At 73.5% G+C, this 22,655-nt stretch carries 21 protein-coding genes; 10 read left to right on the top strand and 11 right to left on the bottom strand.

Annotation, left to right across the window (positions count from 1 at the left end; genetic code table 11):
• The first annotated feature begins 44 nt into the window (after positions 1-44).
• From AB0M29_RS15345 to AB0M29_RS15335, 3 genes are all read left to right on the top strand, one after another.
• Complete coding sequence (locus AB0M29_RS15345; RefSeq protein WP_365382751.1) at positions 45-413, top strand: DUF4267 domain-containing protein; 369 nt, start codon at positions 45-47, stop codon at positions 411-413.
• 60 nt (positions 414-473) lie between these two features.
• Positions 474-980, top strand: coding sequence for a cupin domain-containing protein (locus AB0M29_RS15340; protein WP_365382750.1), 507 nt, complete (start codon positions 474-476; stop codon positions 978-980).
• Positions 981-1,178: 198 nt separating this feature from the next.
• Positions 1,179-3,101, top strand: a complete 1,923-nt coding sequence (locus tag AB0M29_RS15335) for a lamin tail domain-containing protein (protein ID WP_365382749.1) — start codon at positions 1,179-1,181, stop codon at positions 3,099-3,101.
• 64 nt (positions 3,102-3,165) lie between these two features.
• Here the strand turns inward: AB0M29_RS15335 and AB0M29_RS15330 are convergent, their stop codons facing one another.
• Positions 3,166-4,446 carry an MFS transporter gene (locus tag AB0M29_RS15330; RefSeq protein ID WP_365382748.1) on the bottom strand — a complete coding sequence of 427 codons (1,281 nt, stop codon included), beginning with the start codon at positions 4,444-4,446 and terminating at the stop codon, positions 3,166-3,168.
• A gap of 55 nt (positions 4,447-4,501) precedes the next feature.
• Here AB0M29_RS15330 and AB0M29_RS15325 point away from each other — a divergent pair, with 55 nt between their 5' ends.
• Positions 4,502-5,491: a DUF5937 family protein gene (locus tag AB0M29_RS15325; protein WP_365382747.1), complete on the top strand. Its 990-nt coding sequence runs from the start codon at positions 4,502-4,504 to the stop codon at positions 5,489-5,491.
• Positions 5,492-5,585: 94 nt separating this feature from the next.
• Here the strand turns inward: AB0M29_RS15325 and AB0M29_RS15320 are convergent, their stop codons facing one another.
• The 4 genes from AB0M29_RS15320 to AB0M29_RS15305 all read right to left on the bottom strand — a co-directional run bounded on the left by AB0M29_RS15320 (position 5,586) and on the right by AB0M29_RS15305 (position 9,023).
• Positions 5,586-6,845, bottom strand: coding sequence for a chitinase (locus tag AB0M29_RS15320; RefSeq protein ID WP_365382746.1), 1,260 nt, complete (start codon positions 6,843-6,845; stop codon positions 5,586-5,588).
• A 123-nt stretch (positions 6,846-6,968) separates the two neighbouring features.
• Positions 6,969-8,075 (bottom strand): serine hydrolase domain-containing protein, encoded by a 1,107-nt coding sequence (locus AB0M29_RS15315; RefSeq protein ID WP_365382745.1) that lies wholly within the window; start codon positions 8,073-8,075, stop codon positions 6,969-6,971.
• Positions 8,072-8,656: a hypothetical protein gene (locus tag AB0M29_RS15310; protein WP_365382744.1), complete on the bottom strand. Its 585-nt coding sequence runs from the start codon at positions 8,654-8,656 to the stop codon at positions 8,072-8,074. The genes AB0M29_RS15315 and AB0M29_RS15310 overlap by 4 nt, the downstream gene beginning before the upstream one ends.
• 1 nt (position 8,657) lies before the next feature.
• Positions 8,658-9,023, bottom strand: a complete 366-nt coding sequence (locus AB0M29_RS15305) for a PadR family transcriptional regulator (protein WP_365382743.1) — start codon at positions 9,021-9,023, stop codon at positions 8,658-8,660.
• 118 nt (positions 9,024-9,141) lie between these two features.
• Here AB0M29_RS15305 and AB0M29_RS15300 point away from each other — a divergent pair, with 118 nt between their 5' ends.
• From AB0M29_RS15300 to AB0M29_RS15290, 3 genes are all read left to right on the top strand, one after another.
• Positions 9,142-9,768: a TIGR03086 family metal-binding protein gene (locus AB0M29_RS15300; RefSeq protein WP_365382742.1), complete on the top strand. Its 627-nt coding sequence runs from the start codon at positions 9,142-9,144 to the stop codon at positions 9,766-9,768.
• A 13-nt stretch (positions 9,769-9,781) separates the two neighbouring features.
• Positions 9,782-10,792, top strand: a complete 1,011-nt coding sequence (locus AB0M29_RS15295; protein WP_365382741.1) for an RNA polymerase subunit sigma-70 — start codon at positions 9,782-9,784, stop codon at positions 10,790-10,792.
• A gap of 96 nt (positions 10,793-10,888) precedes the next feature.
• Positions 10,889-11,917, top strand: coding sequence for a hypothetical protein (locus AB0M29_RS15290; RefSeq protein WP_365382740.1), 1,029 nt, complete (start codon positions 10,889-10,891; stop codon positions 11,915-11,917).
• A gap of 105 nt (positions 11,918-12,022) precedes the next feature.
• Here the strand turns inward: AB0M29_RS15290 and AB0M29_RS15285 are convergent, their stop codons facing one another.
• The 6 genes from AB0M29_RS15285 to AB0M29_RS15260 all read right to left on the bottom strand — a co-directional run bounded on the left by AB0M29_RS15285 (position 12,023) and on the right by AB0M29_RS15260 (position 17,914).
• On the bottom strand, positions 12,023-12,649 hold the full coding sequence (locus AB0M29_RS15285) for a hypothetical protein (RefSeq protein WP_365382739.1): 627 nt from the start codon (positions 12,647-12,649) through the stop codon (positions 12,023-12,025).
• Entirely contained in the window at positions 12,646-14,208 is a 1,563-nt protein-coding gene (locus AB0M29_RS15280) for a hypothetical protein (protein WP_365382738.1), read from the bottom strand. The genes AB0M29_RS15285 and AB0M29_RS15280 overlap by 4 nt, the downstream gene beginning before the upstream one ends.
• The gene (locus tag AB0M29_RS15275) at positions 14,205-14,948 is read right to left on the bottom strand and encodes an ABC transporter ATP-binding protein (protein WP_365382737.1); all 744 of its coding nucleotides are present in this window, start codon (positions 14,946-14,948) and stop codon (positions 14,205-14,207) included. Before AB0M29_RS15275 ends, AB0M29_RS15280 begins: the two co-directional genes overlap by 4 nt.
• Positions 14,945-15,781: a hypothetical protein gene (locus AB0M29_RS15270; RefSeq protein WP_365382736.1), complete on the bottom strand. Its 837-nt coding sequence runs from the start codon at positions 15,779-15,781 to the stop codon at positions 14,945-14,947. The genes AB0M29_RS15275 and AB0M29_RS15270 overlap by 4 nt, the downstream gene beginning before the upstream one ends.
• Positions 15,778-16,377: an RNA polymerase sigma factor gene (locus AB0M29_RS15265; RefSeq protein WP_365382735.1), complete on the bottom strand. Its 600-nt coding sequence runs from the start codon at positions 16,375-16,377 to the stop codon at positions 15,778-15,780. The genes AB0M29_RS15270 and AB0M29_RS15265 overlap by 4 nt, the downstream gene beginning before the upstream one ends.
• Positions 16,378-16,492: 115 nt before the next feature.
• Positions 16,493-17,914, bottom strand: a complete 1,422-nt coding sequence (locus AB0M29_RS15260; protein ID WP_365382734.1) for a PLP-dependent aminotransferase family protein — start codon at positions 17,912-17,914, stop codon at positions 16,493-16,495.
• Positions 17,915-17,960: 46 nt separating this feature from the next.
• Here AB0M29_RS15260 and AB0M29_RS15255 point away from each other — a divergent pair, with 46 nt between their 5' ends.
• The 3 genes from AB0M29_RS15255 (at position 17,961) to AB0M29_RS15245 (ending at position 22,536) form a co-directional block, all read left to right on the top strand.
• Positions 17,961-18,902, top strand: a complete 942-nt coding sequence (locus tag AB0M29_RS15255; protein ID WP_365382733.1) for an aldo/keto reductase — start codon at positions 17,961-17,963, stop codon at positions 18,900-18,902.
• Positions 18,903-19,045: 143 nt separating this feature from the next.
• Positions 19,046-19,552 (top strand): hypothetical protein, encoded by a 507-nt coding sequence (locus AB0M29_RS15250; protein ID WP_365382732.1) that lies wholly within the window; start codon positions 19,046-19,048, stop codon positions 19,550-19,552.
• Positions 19,553-19,662: 110 nt separating this feature from the next.
• Complete coding sequence (locus AB0M29_RS15245) at positions 19,663-22,536, top strand: AAA family ATPase (protein WP_365382731.1); 2,874 nt, start codon at positions 19,663-19,665, stop codon at positions 22,534-22,536.
• Positions 22,537-22,655: the final 119 nt, after the last annotated feature.

The raw sequence follows: 22,655 nt of genomic DNA, 5'->3' as shown, positions 1-22,655 counted from the left end.
CTCATCGCTAGCAGCGCTAGAAAACTTGGGAAGGAACCCACGCCATGACCGTCACCGCGTACACCCTGGCCGTCGTCCTCGACCTCATGATCCTTTTCATCGGGGCCCGCTTCCTGTTCCAGCCCCACCCCGCCGCCGTCGGCTACGGCGTACCCGCCAAGGCGGACGGCGACCCGGCCTACCTCGCGATCAAGGGGGTACGGGACGCCACCTTCGGCGTCATCGGCCTGGTCCTGCTGGCCTTCGCGGGCGCCCATGCCGAAGGCTGGTACATGCTGGCCGTCGCGCTGGCCCCGCTCGGCGACACCCTGATAGTGCTCAGGAACGGCGGGACCAAGGCCGCCGCGTTCGGCATCCACTTCGCCACCGCGGTCACCGTCCTGGTCTGCGCCGCCCTGCTCTTCGCCGTCTGAACCGACCGGCCCACCCCGTAGCCCCGCAAGCCCCGCGCCCACACCCCCAAGGAGCCTCAAATGTCGCTGATCGTGCCCGACTTCACCTCGTCCGTGATCGTCCGCTCCGCCGACGCCGAAGTGATCGGCCGCGCGCCCACCACGGTCCGCCTGCTGGCGGACAGCAGCCAGACCGGCGGGGCGCTGTCCACGCAGCGCGTCACGCTCGCCGGTGGCGCCGACGGTGCCCGCCCGCACCGCCACGACAACTCCGCCGAGATGTTCTTCATGCTCGACGGCGAAGCCCAACTCCTGTCGGGCGACCGGACCGTGACCGCGGAACGCGGCGACCTCGTCATCGTCCCGCCCGGCCTCCCGCACGCCTTCGCCGCGGCGCCCGGAGCCGATGCCGACATCCTCATCGTCATCACCCCCGGCGTCGAACGCTTCGAGTACTTCAGACACCTGCAGCGCATCGGCCTGGGCGAGGTCGGCCCCGAGAGCCTGCTGGAAGTGCAGGAGATCTACGACACCTACTTCCTGGAGAGCGCCGCCTGGGACGCCGAACGGCGCAGGACCCCGAAGTGACGGCTCCCAGCGGCCCCGACGCACCCACGCCCACGCGGCTCAATGACGCCGTGTGAGCAAGGGTGCGCCGGGCGTTCCGGCGACCAGTGGGTGGCGTTCAGGCGGAGTACACGCGGTTTCCACGTGGTGTCAGGAGAGTTCCGCCCCGTGCCTACCTCACACTCCCGTGCCGGCGTCTCCACAGTGTGCGCCGCGGCTTTGACGTTTTCCGGACTGGTCGCCACCGGGCTGCTCGCAGCGCAGCCCGCGGCGGCCGCAGACCCCACCGGCTACCAGAACGTTCGGATCAACGAGGTCACCTCGTCCAACAGCGACACGGTGGAGCTGTACAACGCGGGCTCGACCGCCGTGAGCATCAGCGGCTGGAAGATGTCCGACGACAGCTTCTCGCCGCAGACGTTCAGCCCTTCGTCCAGCACGATCCAGGCAGGCGGCTTCGTCACCTTCAACTCGCCCAAGGGGCTGGGTGACTCGGACAAGGTGGTGCTCTACACCTCCGGCGGCACGGTCGTGGACCGCGTCGAGTGGGCCACGAACAAGGCGAAGCCGGCGATGGCGCGGTGCGGCGGCGACGGCACCGGCGCGTGGGTGACCACGACCTCGGCGGCCACCTTCGGCAGCGCGAACGCGGGCGGCTGCCCCTCGTCCGTACCGGCCGCGAGCCGGGTCCGGATCAACGAGGTCACCTCGGACGGCTCGGACACCGTGGAGCTGTACAACGGCGGTACGAGCGCGGTGAGCGTCGGCTCGTGGAAGTACGTGGACGCCGACACCACCCACTCCGCCGTCTCGGTCTCCTCCTCCTCGCCGAGCGCGACCAGCATCCCCGCGGGCGGTTACGTCACGTTCAACTCCACCATCGGCCTGGGCGACAACGACTCGGTCTTCCTCCTCGACGGCAGCGGCAACACCGTCGACTCGGTGACCTGGACGACCGGCGGCGCCACGCCGTCGGACGAGCGCTGCGCCAACGGCACCGGCTGGTTCCAGACCTCCGTGACCGCGACGCCCGGCGGCGCCAACTCCTGCTCGGGCAGCGGCGGCGGGGGCGGCGGCCAGACCGGCCACCTCCTGGGCGGCGGCGGCTCGCTCACCAGCGGCTGCACTCCCGAGGCTCCCAGCGGTACGGGTTCCACCCCGGCGGGCACGCTGGCGTGGCCGGGCGGTCTGGACGTCACGATCGCGGACAACGTCTGCACGTTCACCACGTCGACGGGGCCGGAGGGCCGGGACGTCAGCGGTCTGGCCTTCGACCCGGCGAACCCGTCGGTGCTGTGGGCGGCCAAGAACAAGAACTGGCTGTACAAGCTGGTCAAGAGCAACGGCAAGTGGATCCCCGACGCGTCCTGGAGCGCGACCGGCAAGCAGATCCACTTCTCGAACGGCTCCGGCCAGCCGGACTCCGAGGGCCTCACCGTCGGCGGCAACGGCCACCTGTACGTGACTTCCGAGCGCGACAACTCCAACAACACGGTCCCCAAGGACACGATCATGGAGTTCGACCCGGCCGCGACCGGCTCGACGCTGACGCCGATCCACCAGTGGGACATGACCTCGCAGTTCCCGCAGCTCAACACCGGCAGCAAGGATGACGCCAACCTCGGCTTCGAGGGCGTCGGTTACGTACCCGACAGCTGGCTGACCGCGAACGGCTGGGTCGACCCGCTCACCGGCGCCGCGTACAACCCCGCCAACTACCCGCTGCACGGCTCGGGTCTGTACTTCGCCGGTCTGGAGTGGGACGGCACCCTGCACGTCTACGGCCTCAACTCCGACGGTTCCTTCACCACGTTCGGCACCATCGCCACCGGCAAGGCGTCGGTGATGGACGTGACCTTCGACGCCGGAACCCAGCGGATCGTCGCGACCTGCGACAACACCTGCGGCGAGACGCACACCTTCATGAAGGTCAACGCGAGCGGCGCGCTGGTCCCCGATGTGACCTACACCAACCCGGCCGTCATGCCGACCGACAACCTGGAGGGCTTCGCGATCGCCCCGACGTCCACGTGCGTCAACGGCTCGCGTGAAGCGGTCTGGAGCGACGACGGCATCTACGGCTTCGGCTCCGGCACCTCCTCGTCCGGCCACGCCCTGTACAGCGGGACCTTCCCCTGCTGATCCGCACGGCGTCGAAGGGCCTCACCGTCCGCGGTGGGGCCCTTCGGGTTTCCCGGGGGAGGGGTCAGCGGCAGCGCTCGGCCCAGCGCACCACCGGGACCATCGCCGCACCGCTGAGCGCGAACAGCGCCGCGGGCACCGCCCAGCCGAGCGGGCCGTGGCCGATGGCCGCGGTCGTGACGACGGCGGGGCCGAGCATCATGCCCGCGGCGGCCCCGGCGTTGAAGACGCCCTGGTACGCGCCGGTGGCGGCCGGATCGGCGAGGTCGTAGCTGAGCAGCCAGCCGCCCGCCTGGGACAGCACCTCCCCCGCCGTCTCCAGGACGACGGCCGCGAGCAGCACCGCGGCGGCGGTGGCGGCGGGCAGGCCGTGGGTGGCGGCGACGGCCAGGCAGGAGGCGGCCAGCAGCAGCCCGGAGGTACGGCAGGCGCGGGCGGCCGAGCCCAGGTCCCGGGTCGTACGGGTGGCGCGGACCTGGAAGGCCACCACCAGCACGGTGTTGACGATCATCGCGGCGGCCACGACAGCGCGCGGGGCGTCGGTCTCGCGCACCACCCACAGCGGGATGCCGACGTTGAGGACGGCGAACTGCACGGCCAGCACGGCGTTGAGCGCGGTGACGGCGAGGTAGGGCAGGTCGCGCAGGGCGCTACGGCGGGCGGCCTCCGGTACGTGCTTGTCCGGATCCGCCGACGGGTTCAGCGACGGGTTCACGGGCGCCGGGTCGTCGCGCACCGCCACCGGGACACGCGGCAGCATCGCGCCCACCGCGAGGAACGAGGCCGCGTTGGCGAGGATCACCGCGAGGTACGCGCCCCGGGTGTCGGCCTGCAGCGCGAGGGCGGCGAGGGTCGCGCCCGCGCCGATGCCGACATTGGTGACGGCCCGCAGATAGGCCCGGCCCGGCACCCGGGTCTCCTTGGGCAGCGCGTCGGCGTACAGCGCGTTGCGTACGGCCGCCGCGCCCCGGTCCACCGCGGTCTCCACGCACACCACCGGCAGGAAGACGGCGAAGCTGTGCACCAGGCAGTACGAGGCCATGCCCGCGGCCTCCGCGAGGTTCAGCACGATCAGCACCCGCCGGCTGCCCCAGCGGTCCGCGGCCCGCCCCGCCGGGATGCTCGCCGCGACACCGCAGATACCCGCGACGGTGAGGCCGAGCCCGACCTGGCCGACGCCGAGCCCCGCGACGCGGGTGAAGTACAGGGCGCTGACCGTCATGAACAGGCCGTTGCCGAAGGTGTTGACCAGCACCATCCACGACAGCCGGCGGACCACCGGGTCCGGATGCAGGAGACGGCGGGGCGGGGCGGGCGGGGATGCCTTGACGGCGGCTTCGGTCACCTCTCGATGACAGCGCCTGTCCGACCTGCCGGGAACTGATTTAGCCTGGCGCTCAATGATCCGCTTCCGCTTGGGCCTTGCCGACCTCGCCTCGACCTCCTTCGCCTGCTCCGCCTTGCAGGAGGCCGCGTTGAGCCTGCGCATGTGGCAGCACCCGGGCTACTACGTGGAGCAGACGCCGTGGTTCCGGCGGATACGTCCGGCCTTCGAGTCGCTGGAGGACCGCGAACTGCTGCTCTCGCTGGTCGCGTCCAACCGCTACCAGCCGGACTTCCTCACGCCCCGCCCCACCACGCCGTGGCCGGTCTTCCAGGACGAGCTGGCGGCGCTACGGGCCACGCCGCCCGAGCGGGTACGGCCCGATCTGGAGCGGACGTTCCTGCCGCACGACGGCGTCGTCCCGGCCCCGCTCGCGGACGGACTCGCCGACCCGGTGGCGCTGCTGGACCGTATCGCCGCGGCGCTGGCCGCGTACTGGGAGCGGTGCCTGGAGCCCGCCTGGTGGCCGCGGGCCCGTTCCGTACTGCAGGCGGACCTCGTCCACCGGGCGCGGATGCTGGCGGAGGGCGGGGCGGACGCGCTCTTCGCCGACCTCTCCCCCCGGTTGAGCTGGCACGACGGGGTGCTGTCGATCCGCTGGGACCAGCCGCTGGTACTGGCCCGCGACGAGGTCGACGTGGAGGGCCGCGGACTCGTCCTGGTGCCCACCTGCTTCGGGCGCGGCGCCAGTACGTACATCGACCCGGGGGACACCCCCGTCATCACCTACCCGGCGCGCGGCCGGGCGACGATGGCGGAGCACCTGGACCCCCCGCCCGCCGGCCCGGCCCTGACCCGCCTGCTGGGCGCCCCCCGTGCCCGTCTCCTCCTGCTCCTCGACGAACCCTCCTCCACCACCGAACTGGCCCGCCGCCTCCATGTCACCCCGGGCGCGATCAGCCAGCACCTCCAGGTCCTCCACGCCGCCCGGCTGGTGAACCGCGCCCGCCACGGCCGGGTGGTCCTCTACGCCCGCAGCGCGCTGGGGGACGAACTGTGCGCGTGAGAAGGCGCGTTCACGCCGGACCGGAACGGGCGAGGCCCCGACCGCCGGGCGGTCGGGGCCTCGTCCTGACCTCTGGGGTCAGGGGGTGAGCCGGTCAGCAGGCACCGAGGTCCTGCCAGACACCCCATTCGCCGGTGGTGCCGGGCTCCTCGCCCTGCGTCCACCACTTGGCGTTCCAGTTGTGGCCCTTCCAGGAGACCTTGTTGCCGCCGACGTAGATCTGCGACGAGCTCCAGGAGGCGGTGGTGCAGGTGCCGCCACCGCCGGTGGTCCCGCCGGTCGTGCCTCCGGTGGTGGTGCCGCCGGTCGTCGTACCGCCGGTCGTCGTACCGCCCGTGGTCGTACCGCCCGTCGTGCCACCCGTGGTGCCGCCCGAGCCGCCCGCGTACTGCATGAAGGCGTCGGTGAAGGCCAGCGAGTTCTGGCTGATCTCGCTGCAGGTGGACAGGGAGTTGGCGCTGCCGCTGCACGGCTGGTCGCGGTTGACGGACCAGAACGCGAGGCGGGCGACGCCGTTTTGGGCGGCGAAGCTCTCGACGGTCTGGGCGTCGGCGAGGGTGAAGGTGGAGCCGTCGTCGTTCTTGCCGATCATCGGGGTGATGCCCAGGTTGCCGTACCCGTAGCTGGAGTCCACGGACTGCATCTGGGAGAGCGTGGCCTGCGCCGCGGAGACCGAGCCCTGGCCCATCTCGGTGCCGGTGCCCGCGTAGAAGTCCATCGTCATGATGTTGACGACGTCGATCTTGACGCCCACGTTCTTCGCGGCCTTGAGGATGTTGACGCCGTCGTTGGTGAGCCCGCTGGTCAGAACCGGCAGCGTCACCGAGAACTTGAGGTTCGGGTTGGACGCCTTGAGGTCCTTCATGGCCTGCATCTGCCGGGTCGCGGCACCCGTGTCCGCGATCGCGGCGCCCTCGATGTCGAAGTCGAGCTGCGTGACGCCGTAGTCGTTGATCAGCGCCTGGTATCCGGCGTCGATCGAGCTCTGCGTGGAGCACGTCCACGCGAGCGGCAGCCCGCTGGCGCCGCCCGAGGAGATGATGAGCGACGCGCCCTCGGACTTCGCCTTGGCGATCAGCGGGTCCGTGAAGGAGTCGTTGCCGATGGGGAGCGTGTCGCCCCATATCTGGTTGCAGCCCGAACCGAGCACGAATGCCGCGGTGTAGGACTTGAGACCGTGTCCGGTGATGGCGGTGTCGAGCAGCCCTTCCTGGCTGTTCGACATGTCGACGTACGGCGCCACGGCATACGCGCTGGTCGCGGCGGCATTGCCGTCGGGCGCCAGGGCGAAGACCGCACCAGCGGTCGCGAGCGTGAGCGCGGAGGCGGAAGCCGCCCATTTCGCAGGGTGCATCGAAGTCCCTCGGGCGTGAAGTGGTGGGGGGAACGTGCGTCTCGGGCCTGAGTTGGTATGTACCAAACAACGCGCGAGCACACGCCGTCAAGAGGACTAGACCAAATTTCGTGTCGGTCCGGCTCAGCCGCGGTCGCAGAAGAGGGTCGGGACCAACGCCTCCTGCGTCAGGGCCTGTCGGCCCGGGGAGAGGTTCGAGGCGATGACGACCTGGCGGTGGCCGTCGGGGCTGGCGAAGGCGTTGGTGGCGAAACCGGGCACGGAACCGTCGTGGCCGATGGCCGGCCCGCAAGGGGTGGGGATGCGGGCGATGCCCAGGCCGTAGCCGATGCCGTCGGCGTCGACGAAGGTCAGCATCTGCGCCAGTTGGGGCGCGGGCAGCAGGCGGCCGCCGAGCAGTTCCCGGTAGAAGCGCGCCGTGTCGGCCACGGTGGACACCATGGCGCCGGCCGCCCAGAGCGCCGAGGGGCCGTACTCGGTGACGTCGACCGGCGCGGCGTCAGGGCCCGCGTCGGCGTAACCGCGGGCGGCGGGGCCCGGCAGGGTCGGGTCGTCGGCGGGAAACGAGGTGTCGCGCAGGTGGAGCCGGTCGATCACCCGGCGGTCGACCTCGTCGGCCAGCGAGCGGTGCGTCACCTTCTCGATGATCATGCCGACGAGGATGTAGTCGGTGTTGGAGTACGCCCATGCGCTGCCGCCGGGGAAGAGTGGGGGGTCGGCGGAGACGAAGCCCACCAGTTCACGGGGCTCCCAGTGGCGCAGCCACGGCGTGCCAGGCTGGGTCGCGTCGTACCGCAGGAGCTTGTCGACGTAGTCGGGTACGCCGCTGGTGTGGTTGAGCAGTTGGCGGACGGTGATGTGGTCGGCGTAGGGCAGCACTCCGGGCAGTCGGCGGCCGACCGGGGCGTCGAGGTCCAGCCGGTGCTCGGCGGCGAGTTGCAGCGCGACGACGGCCACGAAGGTCTTGGTGATGCTGCCGATGCGTATGTGGTCGCCCGTACGCATGCGCGTGCCGGTGCCTAGGTCGGCGACGCCGACCGCCGCGCTACGGACACGGCGGCCGTCCGCGACGAGGGCGACGGCACCCGGGGCGCCGTCGGTCACCACCGGCCGGAGCGCGTCGCGCAGTTGGACGGTGGGCCCCGGCGACAACGCGGCGGCGGGGCTCGCCGCCGCGCCCGGGACGAGCACCGTCGCGGACAGCACGAGGCTCAGCGCCAGGCGCCTCATCGGGCGCCCCCCGCGGGCTCGGTGGCGGCCGGGAGGGTGGCCCGGTCGCGGCGGACCGGCGGCAGGAGCCGCCACAGTCGCGCGCCGGCGACGAGGGCGGCGAGCATGCCCAGGTAGACGAGGGGTGTGAAGGCGCCGCCGAGCGAGGAGTGGCCGCCGCCGGTGAAGGTGACCGTCGCGTCGGCGCTCAGGTAGGGGATCCCGCCCCAGTGGTACGTGCCCTGGGGGTGCGGATGGGCGGCGAGCACACCGGCGGTGAAGGCCGACCGGCCCGCCTCGACCAGCGCGTAGCTGCCGAACTGGACAACGAGCATGCACACCACGCCCGTTGTCCACAGGGGGCGCCGGCCCCAGTCGCCGTACTCGGCGGCCAGATACTCGGCGGCCATCCGCCGGACCCCGCCCAGGCCGCGCAGCGCCTCGGTGGTGCCGACGTCGGCGGCGGCCGCGTGCAGATTGGCGCGGACCTCGCGCCGCTTGGCCACGCGGGAGCGCCACCGCAGGTCGTAGAGGAGGCTGTCGAGGCGCCACACCGTGTACTCGATGCGCAGCCGGTCGATGGTCGTCAGGTGCTGGGTCATCTCATGTCTCCTCGGCCGGCGGGGCGGGCGTGGACGGGACCGGGCGGGACAGCACGGCGTTGACGGTGGCGGCCAGCGCCAGCCAGTCCGCGCTCGCCTCGGTCAGTGCGGCGTAGCCGCTGTCGGTGGGCCGGTAGTACTTGCGCGCCGGGCCGGAGCGCGACGCGACCAGCCGGGAGCTGATCCGTCCCTCCCGCTCCAGCCGCGACAGCGCCGGGTAGACCGTGCCGTCGGAGATGCCGGAGAGCCCGATCGCGCGCAGCCGCTGCACCAACTCGTAGCCGTACGACTCGCGTTCGGCGAGCAGCCACAGCAGCAGCGGCGAGAGCACCCCTTTGAGCAGTTGGGGATCGTGTGTCGTACGCATGCGCTCAGACTAGGAAAGGTACCTGGCTTAGTCAAGTACCCAGCAAAGTGGGTGACTTGCTGATGAGGAGCGGCGGCGGGAGCGATTCCTTTCGCGGCTCCGGGCGGTCTACCTGTTGATGCGCCGAGGACGGCTGCACGCAACGAGAACCGAGAGAGGACCGCGAGCGGTGGAACGTACGCAGGAAGCTGTGCCTACGGGGCAGTTGAGCAGGGCCTTTGCCAGTACCCGGGCCGTGCTGGCGACGGTCGGGCCCGACCGGTTGGGCGCCGCGACGCCGTGCGGGGCGTGGGATGTGCGCGCGCTGATCAACCACTTCGTGGGGTCGGCTCGTTGGGGGGCCCTGACGGTGCTGGGCGGCGGGAACGGGGACGAGGAGCACGGGGACGGCGACTTCCTCGCACGCTACGACGACGCGATCGAGGTCACGCTGGCGGCCTTCGGCTCCGCCGGTGTCCTGGGGAGGACGATCGCGCTGCCGTTCGGGGAGTTCACGGGCGCCGATCTGATGAGCATGGTCACCAGGGACCAGTTCACCCACGGCTGGGACCTCGCCCGTGCCCTCGGGCAGGACACCGACCTGGATCCGGCGCTCGCCGACGAACTCCTCGTCCAGGCGCGGGCAGAGGTCGTCGACGCCTACCGCGGGCCGGAGGGGGAAGCCTTCTTCGGGCCCGCCCTCGCGGCTCCGGCCGGTGCGTGTCCGGCCGACCGGCTGGCCGCCTTCCTCGGCCGCGCCGTCTGAGCGGGGAGTGCGGGTGAACCGGGAGGCCGTCGTACCCGAAAGCGCCATGGACGGCGAGGAGTTCGTCCGCGCCACCGAGCCGTACCGACGGGAGTTGCTGGCGCACTGCTACCGCATGCTCGGCTCCTTCGACGACGCCACCGACGTCGTCCAGGAGACGTATCTGCGCGCCTGGCGGGCGTACGACGCCTTCGAGGGCCGGTCGTCGGTACGCACCTGGCTGTACCGGATCGCCACCAACACCTGCCTGACCGCGCTGACGCACCACAGCCGACGCGTGCTGCCCTCCGGCCTCGGCGCCCCGGAACCCGACCCGACGGCCGCCCCCGTACCCGCCGCCCCGGGCGTCCGCTGGATCCAGCCGGTCCCCGACGCGCTCTTCGGCCCCGGCACGGAAGCGGCCGACCCCGCCTCCGTCGTCCTCGCCCGCGAGGATCTGCGGCTGGCACTCGTCGCCAGCCTCCAGTACCTCTCCGGCACCCAGCGAGCGGTCCTCATCCTCCGCGACGTCCTCGCCTTCACGGCCCCCGAGGTCGCCGCCATGCTCGGCACCACCACCGCGGCCGTCAAGAGCACCCTCCAGCGCGCCCGCACCCGGCTCCGCCAACTCGCCCCCGCGGCCGAGGACATCACCCAGCCCACCGCACCGGAGGCCCACCACGTCCTCGACCAGTACATCGCCGCCTTCCAGAACGCCGACGCCTCAGCCCTCGAACACCTCCTCCGCCGCGACGCCACCCTCGAAGCCACCCCCTTCACCACCTGGTTCGCGGGCAACCACACCTGCGTCCCCTACCTCCGCACCTGGGTCCTCGGCTCCCCCGGCGACTGGCTCATGCTCCCCACCCGCGCCAACAACCAGCCCGCCGCCATGACCTACGCCCGCACCCCCCAAGCCACCTACCACGCATACGGCCTCGCGGTCCTCACCGTCACCACGACGGGCATCCGCCACATCCACGCCTTCCACGACCCCAGCCTGGCCGAACTGTTCGGCTTCCCGCCGACGATCGGTCCTGCGTGACGCGGACGAATACGGTTGCCGTGAAGCGACCGCATCAGGCACGATCCCGGCCATGGCCTCGAGAAAGGGCACGCAGCCCTCCACACGTTGACCGGCGTGCGCAACCGCCGCCTCAGGCGGTACGCCCAGTTGCCCGGCCGCTACCTCGACATGCAGGTGGCCGCATCGACCGTAGACACCCATGGACGCGTGGTCAGCCTGCTAGCCCCGCCCGATGCCACCTGCACCCGGCGCGTACCACCGGGCCAACGGCAGCCGTACGACGCGCTGATCGTCGTCATGGACGGCCGCGATCTCCACGAAGTGCGCCTGCAGGACCTCGACGTCCACTTCCCCATGGTCGACGCCCTCGGGAGCGGCTTCGTCCTCGCGGCCGCCCGCTGCCGCATGCCCTCAGGGCCGCCGGCGGCCACCCTCGACGCCCTGGAAAGGGAAGTCCCGCACAACGCCCTCGTCCTGGACCACGACGGGACCCCGCTGACCACCTTCCACGCGGGCGACGACATCCAGCACCTGCTCACCGATCGGCGCGGCGGCATCTGGATGGGCTACGGCGACGAGGCATCCGTCTGCGCACCTCTCCCCTTGAGTCATCCCGACAGAGGCGCCCGCGGCAGCTTGGCACCGCCCTTCCGGAGGACGATGTCGATGCCCGGCCTCATCCGCTGGACCGCCAGCGGCGATCCAGCCTGGTATGCGTCGTCGGACGCGGTCGGTCCCGCCAGTTGGGTCGACTGCTACGCCCTCAATGTCGGCACCGACCGCGCCTGGGCGTACCCGTACACGGGCTTCCCCCTGGTGGAGATCGACGGCATCGGCATCACCTGGACCCGTCGCACGCCCACGCACTACGCCTCGGCGGTACTCGTCGAAGGTTCCGACGCCGCCTTCTTGACGGCCGACACCGCTCCCCGCCGAGCGCCCGGGCACTACACCCTCACGGAGGCGGCAAGCAGGAACGGGACCTTGGAGGCGACCGCCTCAGCCCCACTCGTCCTCCCTGACGGAACCCGGCCGGGGGCGTGGGCGCGCCGAACCGTCTGCCGCGGAGGCCAGATGTGGCTGCAGTTCCGCCACGACGAACGCACCTGGTTCCACTACGAGCTGGGCGAACTGGCCACGTAGCGTCGCCGCCCACCAGCCAGGCGCGCTTCAGCACTCTTGGTGCGCCGCACGAGGCCCGCTCTTCAATGCGCCCGGTAGATGAAGGGACCGCTGAGGGCACCTCGGTCACGCGTCCCCCTCGCGCGGGCCGCGGGCCGTCATCAGGGCGGTGCCGGTGGCGAAGACGAGGGTGGCGCAGAGGAGGGCGGGGGGGTCGTGTGGGGGGCGGGCGGGCCAGGTCAGGGGGGAGTGCCAGGTTTCTTGGAGGGCGAAGGCGGCGAGGGCGGTGTAGGTGAGGGGGCCGAGCCAGGCGAGGGGGGCGCTGAGGGTGGCGGCGGTGAGGAAGCCGAGGCCGGTGAGGCCGGTGAGGTCGCGGAGCAGCGCCAGGGGGCCGCCGGGGAGGTGGGTGGCGGTGGTCGCGAGGAGGAGGGTGGTGGCGGCGGTGGCGGTCAGGAGGAGGGTGGTGGTGAGGCGGAGGAGGGGGAGTTGGGGGCCGGTGGTGCGTTCGCTCTCGCCGAAGGGGTTGTGGGCGGCGACGGCGACGACGGAGGCGGCCGCGCATTCGGCGAGCAGCAGGATCTGGTGGGCGGCGGCGCCGTCGCCCTGGAGCCAGTGGAGTTGGGCGGCGACCCGTAGCAGTGCCGCGCAGGCAACCAGGAGGGCGACGGCGCCCGGGGCCTGGCGGCTGAGCAGGTGGAGCCGCAGCAGGCGGGGGCGCCGGGCCGCCGGGGGCGTGAGGACCGTACTGGTCACGGCAGTTGCTCCAGGGTGAGACGGCCGGCGCGAAGGGCGGTGAGGTGGGCGGTGAGCCAGGCGTGCCGGTCGGCGGGGGACAGGGCGGCGAAACGGGCGCCCGCCGCGTCGGCCGGGGTGCCGGGCCGTGGGAGGACCAGCGGGGTCCCGTCGATCTGGGCGGAGACGGTCAGCCGGTCGCGGGCGATCCCGGCAGCCGTCAACAGGCCCTGTGAGACCGCCTGCTGGGCGTCGGACACGTGCCCGACGAGACGGTCGACGACCACCCCCGCGACCGGCGGCAGCACCTCCGCGGTGACCCGCGGCACGCTGGTCCACATCTGCTCGGAGGTGCAGCAGCGCGCCGGTTGGCTGCCGTCCGGCGGGTTCGGCCCGATCCACATGGCCCCGTCGTAACCGATGTCGAGCGCCAGGTGGACCACCGGCGGCGTCCCGTCGACCGTCGCGTCGGCCAGCGGCGAGTGCTGCCCGGACAGGGCGACCTGGTCGACTCGTACGGGAGCGCCCGGCAGTCCGGCCACCTCGCGCAGCAGCGGGTCCAGGGCGGTGGCGAGGGTGGGCAGATACGCCCGGTAGACGGGGTGGACGCAGACCTTGAGGGTGGCGCCCCCGCACACGGGTGTGTACGAGAGCGGCCGGTCGTCGGCGGCGTTGTGCAGGGCGGGTACGACCACGCCGTGTGCCTCCACCCGGGCCGTACCGATCAGGGCGGTCGCCGTCCCGCACAGGGCGAGGCCCACGGCGGCGACCCCGGCCGCCAGGCGGCGCAGCCCGGCCCGCCCGCACACCGCCTGCACCCCCAGGGCGCCGAGCGCCGCGACCAACAGGCCGCCGAAGAAGAGGAGTTGGGTGAGGGAGAGATCGGGCAGGTAGGGGTAGAAGACGCCTGCGTCGGAGCGGGGCGGCGCCAGCGAGTACGCGGGCGAGGTCATCGGGGAGAGCAGGACGTACCGGCCGCCGCTGCGCAGGGTCTGCCGGAGGAAGAGGCCGCTGACGATGGCCGCCAGCGGCGCGGTGAAGCGGCTGGGGAGCAGCGTCCCGGCGGCGAAGCCCATGGCGCTGAAGGCGGCGAGCGCGACCGCGCCCACCACCACGGGCCACCACAGCGGGCTGCCCGCTGCCCCGCGCCAGGCGATCATCGCGTAGAGGAAGCCGACGCAGCCCAGATAGGCGCCCAGTGCCCAACTGGTGGTCGCCGCCCAGGTGATGAACCGGCCGGCCCAGCGCGGCAGCGGCGTGATGTCCACCTGTTCGACGATGCCGCGGCGGTGGTCGCGCCCCGCGACCCAGGCGGCGGCGCCCACCACGAAGGGGGCGAAGTCGTCCAGGGCCGCGCCCTGCCGCACGATCAGGGTGCGGGAGCCCCAGAGCGGCGCGAGGGCCATGCTGGCGCGGTAGGTGTCGAGCCAGAAGGCGAGCAGGGCCAGCGGCACCATCCACAGCATGGTGTTGCGGCGCAGTTCCAGCCGCAGCAGGCGGCCGGTGGACAGTCGCAGCAGGGACGAGAACCCGGGGGCGCGCGGCGCGCGGCGCGGCGCCGGTACGGTGACGGCGCTCATGCCCGCGCCTCCGCGAGGACCGCGCTGTAACCGCGCTCCAGCGGCGCGTCCCCGGTGCCGTGGCCCGCGCCCCGGGCCATCAGCTCCCCGGGCGTGCCCTGGAAGGCGATCCTGCCCTGGTGCATCAGGGCGACCTCGGCGCAGGCGGCGCCCACGTCCTCCACCAGATGGGTGCTCACCACGACCGTCGCCCGCTCCCCCAACTCCCGCAGGACGGAACGGAACTCGACGCGCTGCTCCGGGTCGAGCCCGGCGGTCGGCTCGTCGAAGAGCACCAGCTCCGGCTCGTTGACGATCGCCTGCGCGATCCCGGCGCGGCGCAGCATTCCGCCGGACAGGGTGCGCAGCTTCGCGGTGGCCTTGTCGCCCAGGCCCACCCGCTCCACCGCGGCCGCGACCGCCGCCGGCACCTGGCGCGGCGGCACCTCCTTGAGCAGGGCGAAGTACTCGACGAACTCCACCACCGTGAAGCCGGGGTAGTAGCCCAGGTTCTGCGGCAGATAGCCCAGCCTGCGGCGGATCTCCCGGCGCGGCCCGTGCTCGGACGGGTTCCGCTCCAGCAGGCGGAGGCTGCCGGAGGTCGGTGGGATGACGGTGGCCAGCATTCTCAACAGGGTCGTCTTGCCCGCCCCGTTGGGGCCCAGCAGGCCGAACACCCCCGGTCCGGTACGGAGGTCCACGCCGTCCACCGCCTGGGTGCGGCCGAACCGCCGGGTCAGGTCAGCGATCTCGATGTTCAACGGTTCCCCTTCGTGGGCCTGGTGGACCTGGTGGCACGGAATGTGGAGTGCAGGACGACGGCCGCGCAGCACGCGGCGACTCCCAGATACGGCAGGACGAGGACGGAACGGGTCACGGCCGCCGCGACCTGCCCGGTGGCGGACTGGCTGCCGATCACGGTGATGGCCCATACGGCGAGGGCGGCGCCGACGCCGCTGTTCGCCGACTCGGCCACGGTGGCGACGGCCAGGGCGAGCGCCGATACGGCGGCCATCGGCACCAACCACCCGAACGCGATACCCGCCGCCGTGGGCGACACCGCCGAAGCGCCCAGCGCCAGCAGGGCGTTGACCGCGAAGACGGCGAGCACGCGGGTCAGCTGCACCATCCGGTCGCTGACCGCCATCGTGCGCGACAGCTCCCAGGCGGCGTCGAGCCCGGGGCCGTACGAGTACGCCACCGCCGCCCCGGCCAGCCCCGGCGCGGACAGCGCCACCACCGGCTGCCCGGTCCCGGCGGTCACCACGGCACCGGCGGCGAACACCACGACGGTGGCGATCAGCCAGGGGAGCAGCAGGGAGGGGGCGGTGAGGAGTGCCCTGGCCAGGCCGGGCGAGCGCAGCAGGCGGGCGGCGGTCCGCTCGGTCCAGCGCGGTTCGCGCCGCCAGACCTGGGCGGCGACGCCGACCCAGATCCGGTCGAGGTCGACGTCGACCGGCCCGTCGGGACTCGTACGCTCCAGCCCCCTACGGTCCCGCCCGGCACGGTCCCGCCCGGTCCGCTGCCGCCCGATACGGTCCCGCCCGGCACGGTCCCGCCCCGTACCCTCCGCGTCACGCGGCCCCTCCCTCACAGCCCCTCCTCCTGCGCCGCGCGCCCGATCAGCGCCGTCCTCATCAACCGCCGCACCCGGTGGGCCCGGCTCTTGACCGTGCCCTGGGGCACGCCCATCAACTGCGCGACCTGCGCGACCGGTTGGTCCTCCACGTACAGCAACCGCCAGACCTCCCGCTCGGGACTGCCCTCCGGGCCGAGCACCGCGAGGGCGGCGGCCAGGTCGGTACGCGCCATCACGGCCTCCATCGGATCGCGGGCGGCGGCCCGGCCCGCCGCGGCCAGGGCGCCGTCGAACGCGGTGTCCAGCGCGGTGTCGTCGAGGGCAGCGGTGTCGACCGGGCTCGCGTCCCGGCCGCGGCGGCGCAGCCAACCGGCCGCCTGCCGACGGGCGATCACCCAGAGCCAGCCGCCCGCCGCGCCCTGCGGCCGGTAGTCGCGCGCACCGCGCCAGACCGCCAGGAACGTCTCCTGCAGCACGTCCTCGACGTCCTGCGCCGGGAGCGCCGCCCGCAGCCGCGCCGCCAGCCACGGCGCATGCCGCCGGAACAGCTCGCGCAGCGCACTCTCGTCTCCGCGGGCCAGGCGGGCGATCAGCTCGTCATCGTCGTCCATCACTTCCTCTATTGCCGCGCGGGGGCTTCGGGTTCACGAAAAGGCCGAGAGTTTTGCGCCCCCTGGCCGCCCGGAGTGCCGGCGCCCCACCCCGCGGCCTCCGGCCACGGAAACCTCAGCGCAGCGCATCCCGCAGCAGCCTGATCGCCGCCGGGACGTCCGCGTCCGGGAGGTTGCCGTAGCCGAGGACGAGGGCGGTGGGCGCTGAGGTGGGGTGGGAGGTGTAGGCGGTGAGGGGGGTCAGGCGGAGGCCGTGGGAGGTGGCGGCGCGGACGGTGGCGGGGAGGTCGGTGCCTGGGGGGAGGTGGAGGAGGACGTGGAGGCCGGCGGCGGGGCCGGTGACGCGGGCGGCGGGGAGGGTGCCGGCGAGGGTGGTGAGCAGGAGGTCGCGGCGGGTGCGGAAGCGGCGGCGGGCGGCGCGCAGATGGGCGTCGTACCAGCCGCGGTCGATGAAGGCGGCGAGGGCGAGCTGGTCGAGTACGGGCGGTGCGGCGGCAACCGGGTTGGCCGCGCGGAGGGCCGGGGCGAGGGCGGCGGGGGCGACCAGCCAGCCGAGGCCGAGGGCCGGGGAGAGGGTCTTGCTGACCGAGCCGAGGAGGAGGACACGGCGGGCGTCCATGCCCTGCATGACGGCGACGGGCCGGTGGTCGTAGCGGAACTCCGCGTCGTAGTCGTCCTCGATGACATAGCCGTCGACCTCGCGGGCCCACCGCACGAGCCCCGCCCGGCGGTCGGGGGAGAGCACGGTGCCGGTCGGGAACTGGTGGGCCGCGCCGACGACGACGGCCCTGGCGGGGGTGCGGGCGAGGTCGTCGACGCGCAGGCCGTCGTCGTCCACCGGCACCGGGTGGACCCGCAGGCCCGCGCTCGTGGCGGCGTCGCGTAGCCGCCCCCAGCCGGGGTCCTCCACGGCCAGCTCGGTGATCCCCTCGGCGCGCAGCGTCCGGCAGGTGCGGAACAGGCCGTCGGTGACGCCCGCGCACACCGACACCGAGGCGGTACGGAGGTCGGCGCCACGCGAGCGCCGCAGATACGCGGCGAGGGTGGCGCGCAGCTGTCCGTGCCCGGCGGGGTCCGGCGGCCCGAGGTCGTAGTGGACGGCGGAGCCGGTGACGGCGCGGACGGCCTCCGCCCAGCGGCGGCGCGGGAAGGCCCGCAGGTCCGGCAGGCCGGGCGCGATGTCGTACCGGATCGCCGGCGTCGCGAGTGCGCGGCGGGGGTCGGGCCGCGGCGGGTCCGACTCCGGTGACCACGACACCCGGGTGGCGGAACCGGTCCGGGCCGACAGATAGCCCTCCGCGACGAGTTGGCCGTACGCCTCCGTCACCACCCAGCGGGAGCAGCCGAGTTGCTCGGCGAGCGCGCGGCTGGGCGGCACGCTGGCGCCCTCCGCCAGCCGCCCGTCCCGGATGGCGGTCCGCAGCGCCCGCGTGAGCCGTTCGCGCAGGCCGGCGCGGCCGCCGCCGTCCGCCGCGGGACCCGGACCACCGATGTCCAGCAGCGTCGCCCACGCGAGATTGGTCTGGTGAAACGCCATGGAATTGGAGCGTACCGCCGATCCGATGACGCCTAGCGTGGAGGTCATGACGGAAAACCTTGTGCTCGGCGCCATGCTGTTCGGAACGGCTCAGGACGAGCGCCGCTCGTTCGCGATCCTGGACCACTTCGTGGACGTCGGCGGCGTCTGGATCGACACCGCCGACTGTTACGCGTTCTGGGCCGACCCGTCCGGATTCGGCGGCCAGAGCGAGGAGTTGCTCGGCCGCTGGCTGGCCCGGCGCCCCGGGATGCGGGACCGGGTGAGGATCAGCACCAAGGTGGGGTGCGAGCCGACCGAGGCCGGACGGTTCCCCGAGGGGGCCGAGGGCCTGTCGGCGCCGGCCGTCAAGAACGCGGTCGAGGGCAGCCTGCGCCGCCTCGGCACGGACCACGTCGAGCTGTACTGGGCCCACATGCCCGACCCGTACACCCCGCTGGAAGAGACCGTCACCGCCTTCGGCGCCCTCGCCTCCGCCGGGACGGTCGGCCGCCTCGGCTGCTCCAACTACCCCGTCTGGCAGGTCGAAAAGGCCCGGTGGATCGCCCGCGACCACGGCGTCGAGGGCTTCACCGCCATCCAGCAGCACCACACCTACCTGCGCCCCCTCCCCGGCACCCGGCCCGTCGTGTCGCACCGCTTCGCCACGGTCACCGACGAGGTGCTGCACTACCTGGAGCACCAGCCGGACATGGCGCTGTGGGCGTACACCCCGCTGCTCAGCGGCGGTTACACCCGCCCCGACAAGCCGCTGCCGGTGGAGTACGACCACCCGGGCACCACCCACCGCCTCGCCGTACTCGACGAGATCGCCGCCGAGACCGGCACCGACCGCAACCGCGTGGTCCTCGCCTGGCTGACCGGCGGCCGCCCCGCCGCCGTCCCGATCGTCGGCGTCAGCACCCTCGCCCAGCTCGACGAGGCCGTCGCGGGCGTGTCACTGGAGCTGACCGCCGAGCAGCGGGCACGCCTGGACGCGGCGGCCTGACACGCCGCGCCAGGAGGCCGCTCAGGGGTCGCCCCGCGCCGGGAAGAAGCTGTACGTGGTTCCACGGATTCGAAGGATTCCCGCTCTTCCTAGGGTTTTCGACGTGCGGGAAACGCACATCGGATTCGGGAGGGGAACCACACATGAAGCGGTTATCCAAGATCGGGCTCGCGGCGTCCGCGCTGACACTCGCGACCGGGCTGGCGACCACGGCCACCGCCCAGGCGAGCCCGCACCAGGCGACGGACTCGGTGCCGCGCCCGTCGATCAACTCGGTCTCGTTCAGCGGCTACTACGGCACGGGCGTGTCCTCGCCGACCCTGACGATCAACGGCTCCGGCTTCGGCGCCACCCCGCCCCCGGGCGCGTCGGACAACACCACGAGCTGCGGGGGATACACGGCCAACGGCCAGGTCTACGGCAGCCAGCTCTACTTCGTCGACGACAACAACTTCGAGGCCGGATACAGCAGCGTGGGGGCCGCCGACTGCGTCGGTGTGTCCGTGGTGTCCTGGAGCCCCACGAAGGTCGTCGTCAAGTTCGGCAACGCGTACGGCACTTTCCAGCACTGGTACCTCAACAACGGTGACGGGTACGCGCTCTCGGTCAACGGCGGGATCTTCGGCGGCACCGTCAGCGGACTGATCTGACGGACGGCGCCTGACGGGGGAGCCGAGCGCCGGGGCGGCAGCCAGCCGCCTCGGCGCTCGACGCGCGCGCCTCCCGGCCGGCGCCGGTAGCCGCGCGTACCGTACGCATCATGCGATTAACCGGGGCGTCCGCCGCGGAACGGGCCGGGGGGCGAAGGGTGTTCGGCCGCGAGGGCGAACTGGCGGCTGTCCGCTCCCTGTTGGCCCACCCCGGTACGGGCGCCCGTGCGCTGGTCGTCGAAGGGGAGCCGGGCGCCGGCAAGACTGCGCTCTGGGCGGCCGGACGCGAGGCGGCGCGGGCGGCCGGGTGGACGGTGCTCACCGCACGCGGGTCGCCGGGCGAGAGCGCGCTGTCGTTCGCGGGCCTGCTCGACCTGATGGACCCGGTGCCCGAGGATGTCCTGGCGCGGCTGCCGGAACTCCAACGCGCCGCGGTCGACGCGGCGTTGCTCCGGCGCCCTCCCACCGCGCCGGTCGGCCCGCGCGAGGTCGGGGCCGGGACACTCGGGGTGCTGCGTGCGCTGGCCGCGCAGCGGCCGGTGCTGCTGGCGGTCGACGACCTGCCGTGGCTGGACGCCGCGACCGTGGACGTGCTCTGGTTCGCGCTGCGGAGGCTGGAGTCGGCGCCGATACGGCTGCTCGCCTGCCGTCGTACGCTCGGCGGCGTCATGGACGGTGACGCCACGGACGGTGGCGCGGACGAGGGCGGGAGCCCCGGTGCGGCCGGGAACCGTACCGCGCGGGACGGCATCCCGTTACGTGCCGTGGACCGATTACCCGTGGGGCCGCTGGACGGCGCGCCCATCGCGCTGATGCTCGCCGACCGGCTCGCCCTCACCCTGCCCGCCGAAGCGGCCGACCGTATCGCCGCGCGGACCGGCGGGAACCCCTTCTGGGCACTGGAGATCGGTGCCGAACTCGCCACCCGCGCGCCGGGCGGCGGCACGTCCGCCCCCGGCCCCGGCGCGCTCCCCGATATCGACATCCCCGTGCCGCCCGCCTTGTCGGCGCTCGTCACCCGCCGGCTGACCGCACTGGAACCGGCCACCCACGAGGTCCTGCTCACCGTCGCCCTGCTGGACCAGCCCTCGATCGCCACGGCACGCCGGGCGTTGGCGCCCGTCGTCGGGGAGGTCGACGCCGCGATCGACCGGGCGGTCGAGGCCGGGGTGGTCGCCGCGTCCGCGGGGCGCCTGCGGGCGGCGCACCCGTTGCTGAGCGCGGCCGTCATCGCGATGGAGCCGCCGCTCGCCAGGGCCGCCGCGCACCGGCGGCTGGCCCGGGTCGTCGAGGATCCCGAGCTGCGTGCCCGGCATGTGCTGCGTGCCTGGGACGGCGAGGCCGACGCCGCGGTGGCCGCGGTCCTGGAGGCGGGGGCGCGGGCGGCGGGTGGGCGCGGCGCCGTACGGGCCGCCGCGGAACTGGCGGGGCACGCCGCCGCGTGCACCCCCGCGGCCGACGCCGAGGCGCGGTGTCGGCGCCTGCGGACCGCCGCGGAACACCACCTCCAGGCCGCCGACTACGCACAGGCGTCCCGTAGCGCCGAGTTGGCCTGGCGGACCGGCGCGCCCGGCCGCCGCCACGCACTGCCGGTGCTCGTCGAGGCGCTGTGGTGGTCGCGGAGCCCCGAGGCGGCCGAACGCTTCGTGGCGCCGCTCGCCGCCGACACATCCTTCGACCCGCACACCCGCGCCGTCGTCCTGGCGCTGGCCGCCGACGTCGGCGACGGGCTCGGCACCCCACGGGCGGCACTGGCCGGGCAGTCGCTGGAGCTGTTCGCGCAGGTGGGCGCCGCCGCGGACGGGGCGGCGCTGTGCACGGCCCTGCTGTACTCGGCGTTCGCACGGCTGGAGGCGGGCGAGGGCATCGCGTTCGACGTGCTCGCCCGGATCGGGGAGCTGCAACGCGACCTGCCCTATGTCGTCTCCAGCAACCGCGCCGAGACCGTACTGGCCTGCTGGTACAAGGACGTCGACGACCTCGACCGGTCCCGCCCCGCGCTGCTCGCCGCGATCGGCGGCGCCAGGGACCGCGGCGAGGACGCGATGCTGCCCTCGCTCTACGGCCATCTGGCGCTCACCGAACTCTGGTCGGGCAAGCCCGCCGCCGCCCGGGAGGCCCTCGACCTGGGCCTCCCGCTCACGCCCGAGGGCACCACCACACCGGTCGCGCTGCGTACGGCGGAGGCGCTGCTGACCCTGCTGGGCGGGGACATCACGGCCACCCGCCCGGAGATCGACCGCCTCTCCGAGGGCGGGGTGATGATCGCGAACGTCAAGGCGCTGGCGGCGCTGCTCGCGGGCGACGACGCGACCGCGGCCGACCTGCTCGGCCCTGTGTACGCTCGGGCCCGCGAGGGCGGCATCCGCGAACCGGGGCGCCGGGGCCGGGTCGAGGGCACTCTCGGGCAGGCCCTGGTCAACCTCGGCCGGACGGACGAGGCGCGGGCCCTCGCGGCGGAGCTCCTGGCGATCGGGGTACCCGCGGCCCGCCCCACGCTCGTCGGGGTCGCCCGCCGTATCGAAGGACTCGCCGAAGCCGCCACCGGTGACCTGGACGCGGCGGTCGTCTCCCTCCGGGCCGCCGTCGCCGCCCACCGCAGCTGCCCGTTCCCGCTGGAGTGGGGGCGCAGCCTGCTCGCGCTCGGCCAGACGCAGCGCCGCCGCAAGGCGCGTACCGAAGCCCGCGAGGCGCTCACCGCCGCGCACGCCTGCTTCGAGGCCGTCGGCGCCGTCCCCTTCGCCGCGGTCGCCCGCGCGGAACTCGCCAAGGGCCGCCGCGGTTCCAGCGGCGCCGCCCTCACCCCCACCGAGGACCAGATCGCCGGCCTCGTCGCCTCCGGCCACACCAACCGCGAGGTCGCCGCCCGCCTCTACATCAGCGTCCGCACCGTCGAGACCCACCTGGCCTCGATCTACCGCAAGCTCGCCCTGCGCTCCCGCAGCGAACTCGCCGCCCGCCGCGACCCCCGAGACCCCCGCTAGCCACCGCCGTCAGCGGCTGACAGCCCGCCCCTCGGCCCTGTCAGCGAGCTGGCCGCGCCCTGTCAGCGCGCCCCGGCATCGTCGTGGTCATCGAGAACGGCGAGCACGACGGCGAGCGG

It is taken from the genome of Streptomyces sp. NPDC051976 (assembly GCF_040680795.1).
In the GTDB taxonomy this organism is placed as follows: Bacteria; Actinomycetota; Actinomycetes; order Streptomycetales; family Streptomycetaceae; genus Actinacidiphila.
This window is presented reverse-complemented; position numbering and strand designations above follow the sequence as displayed.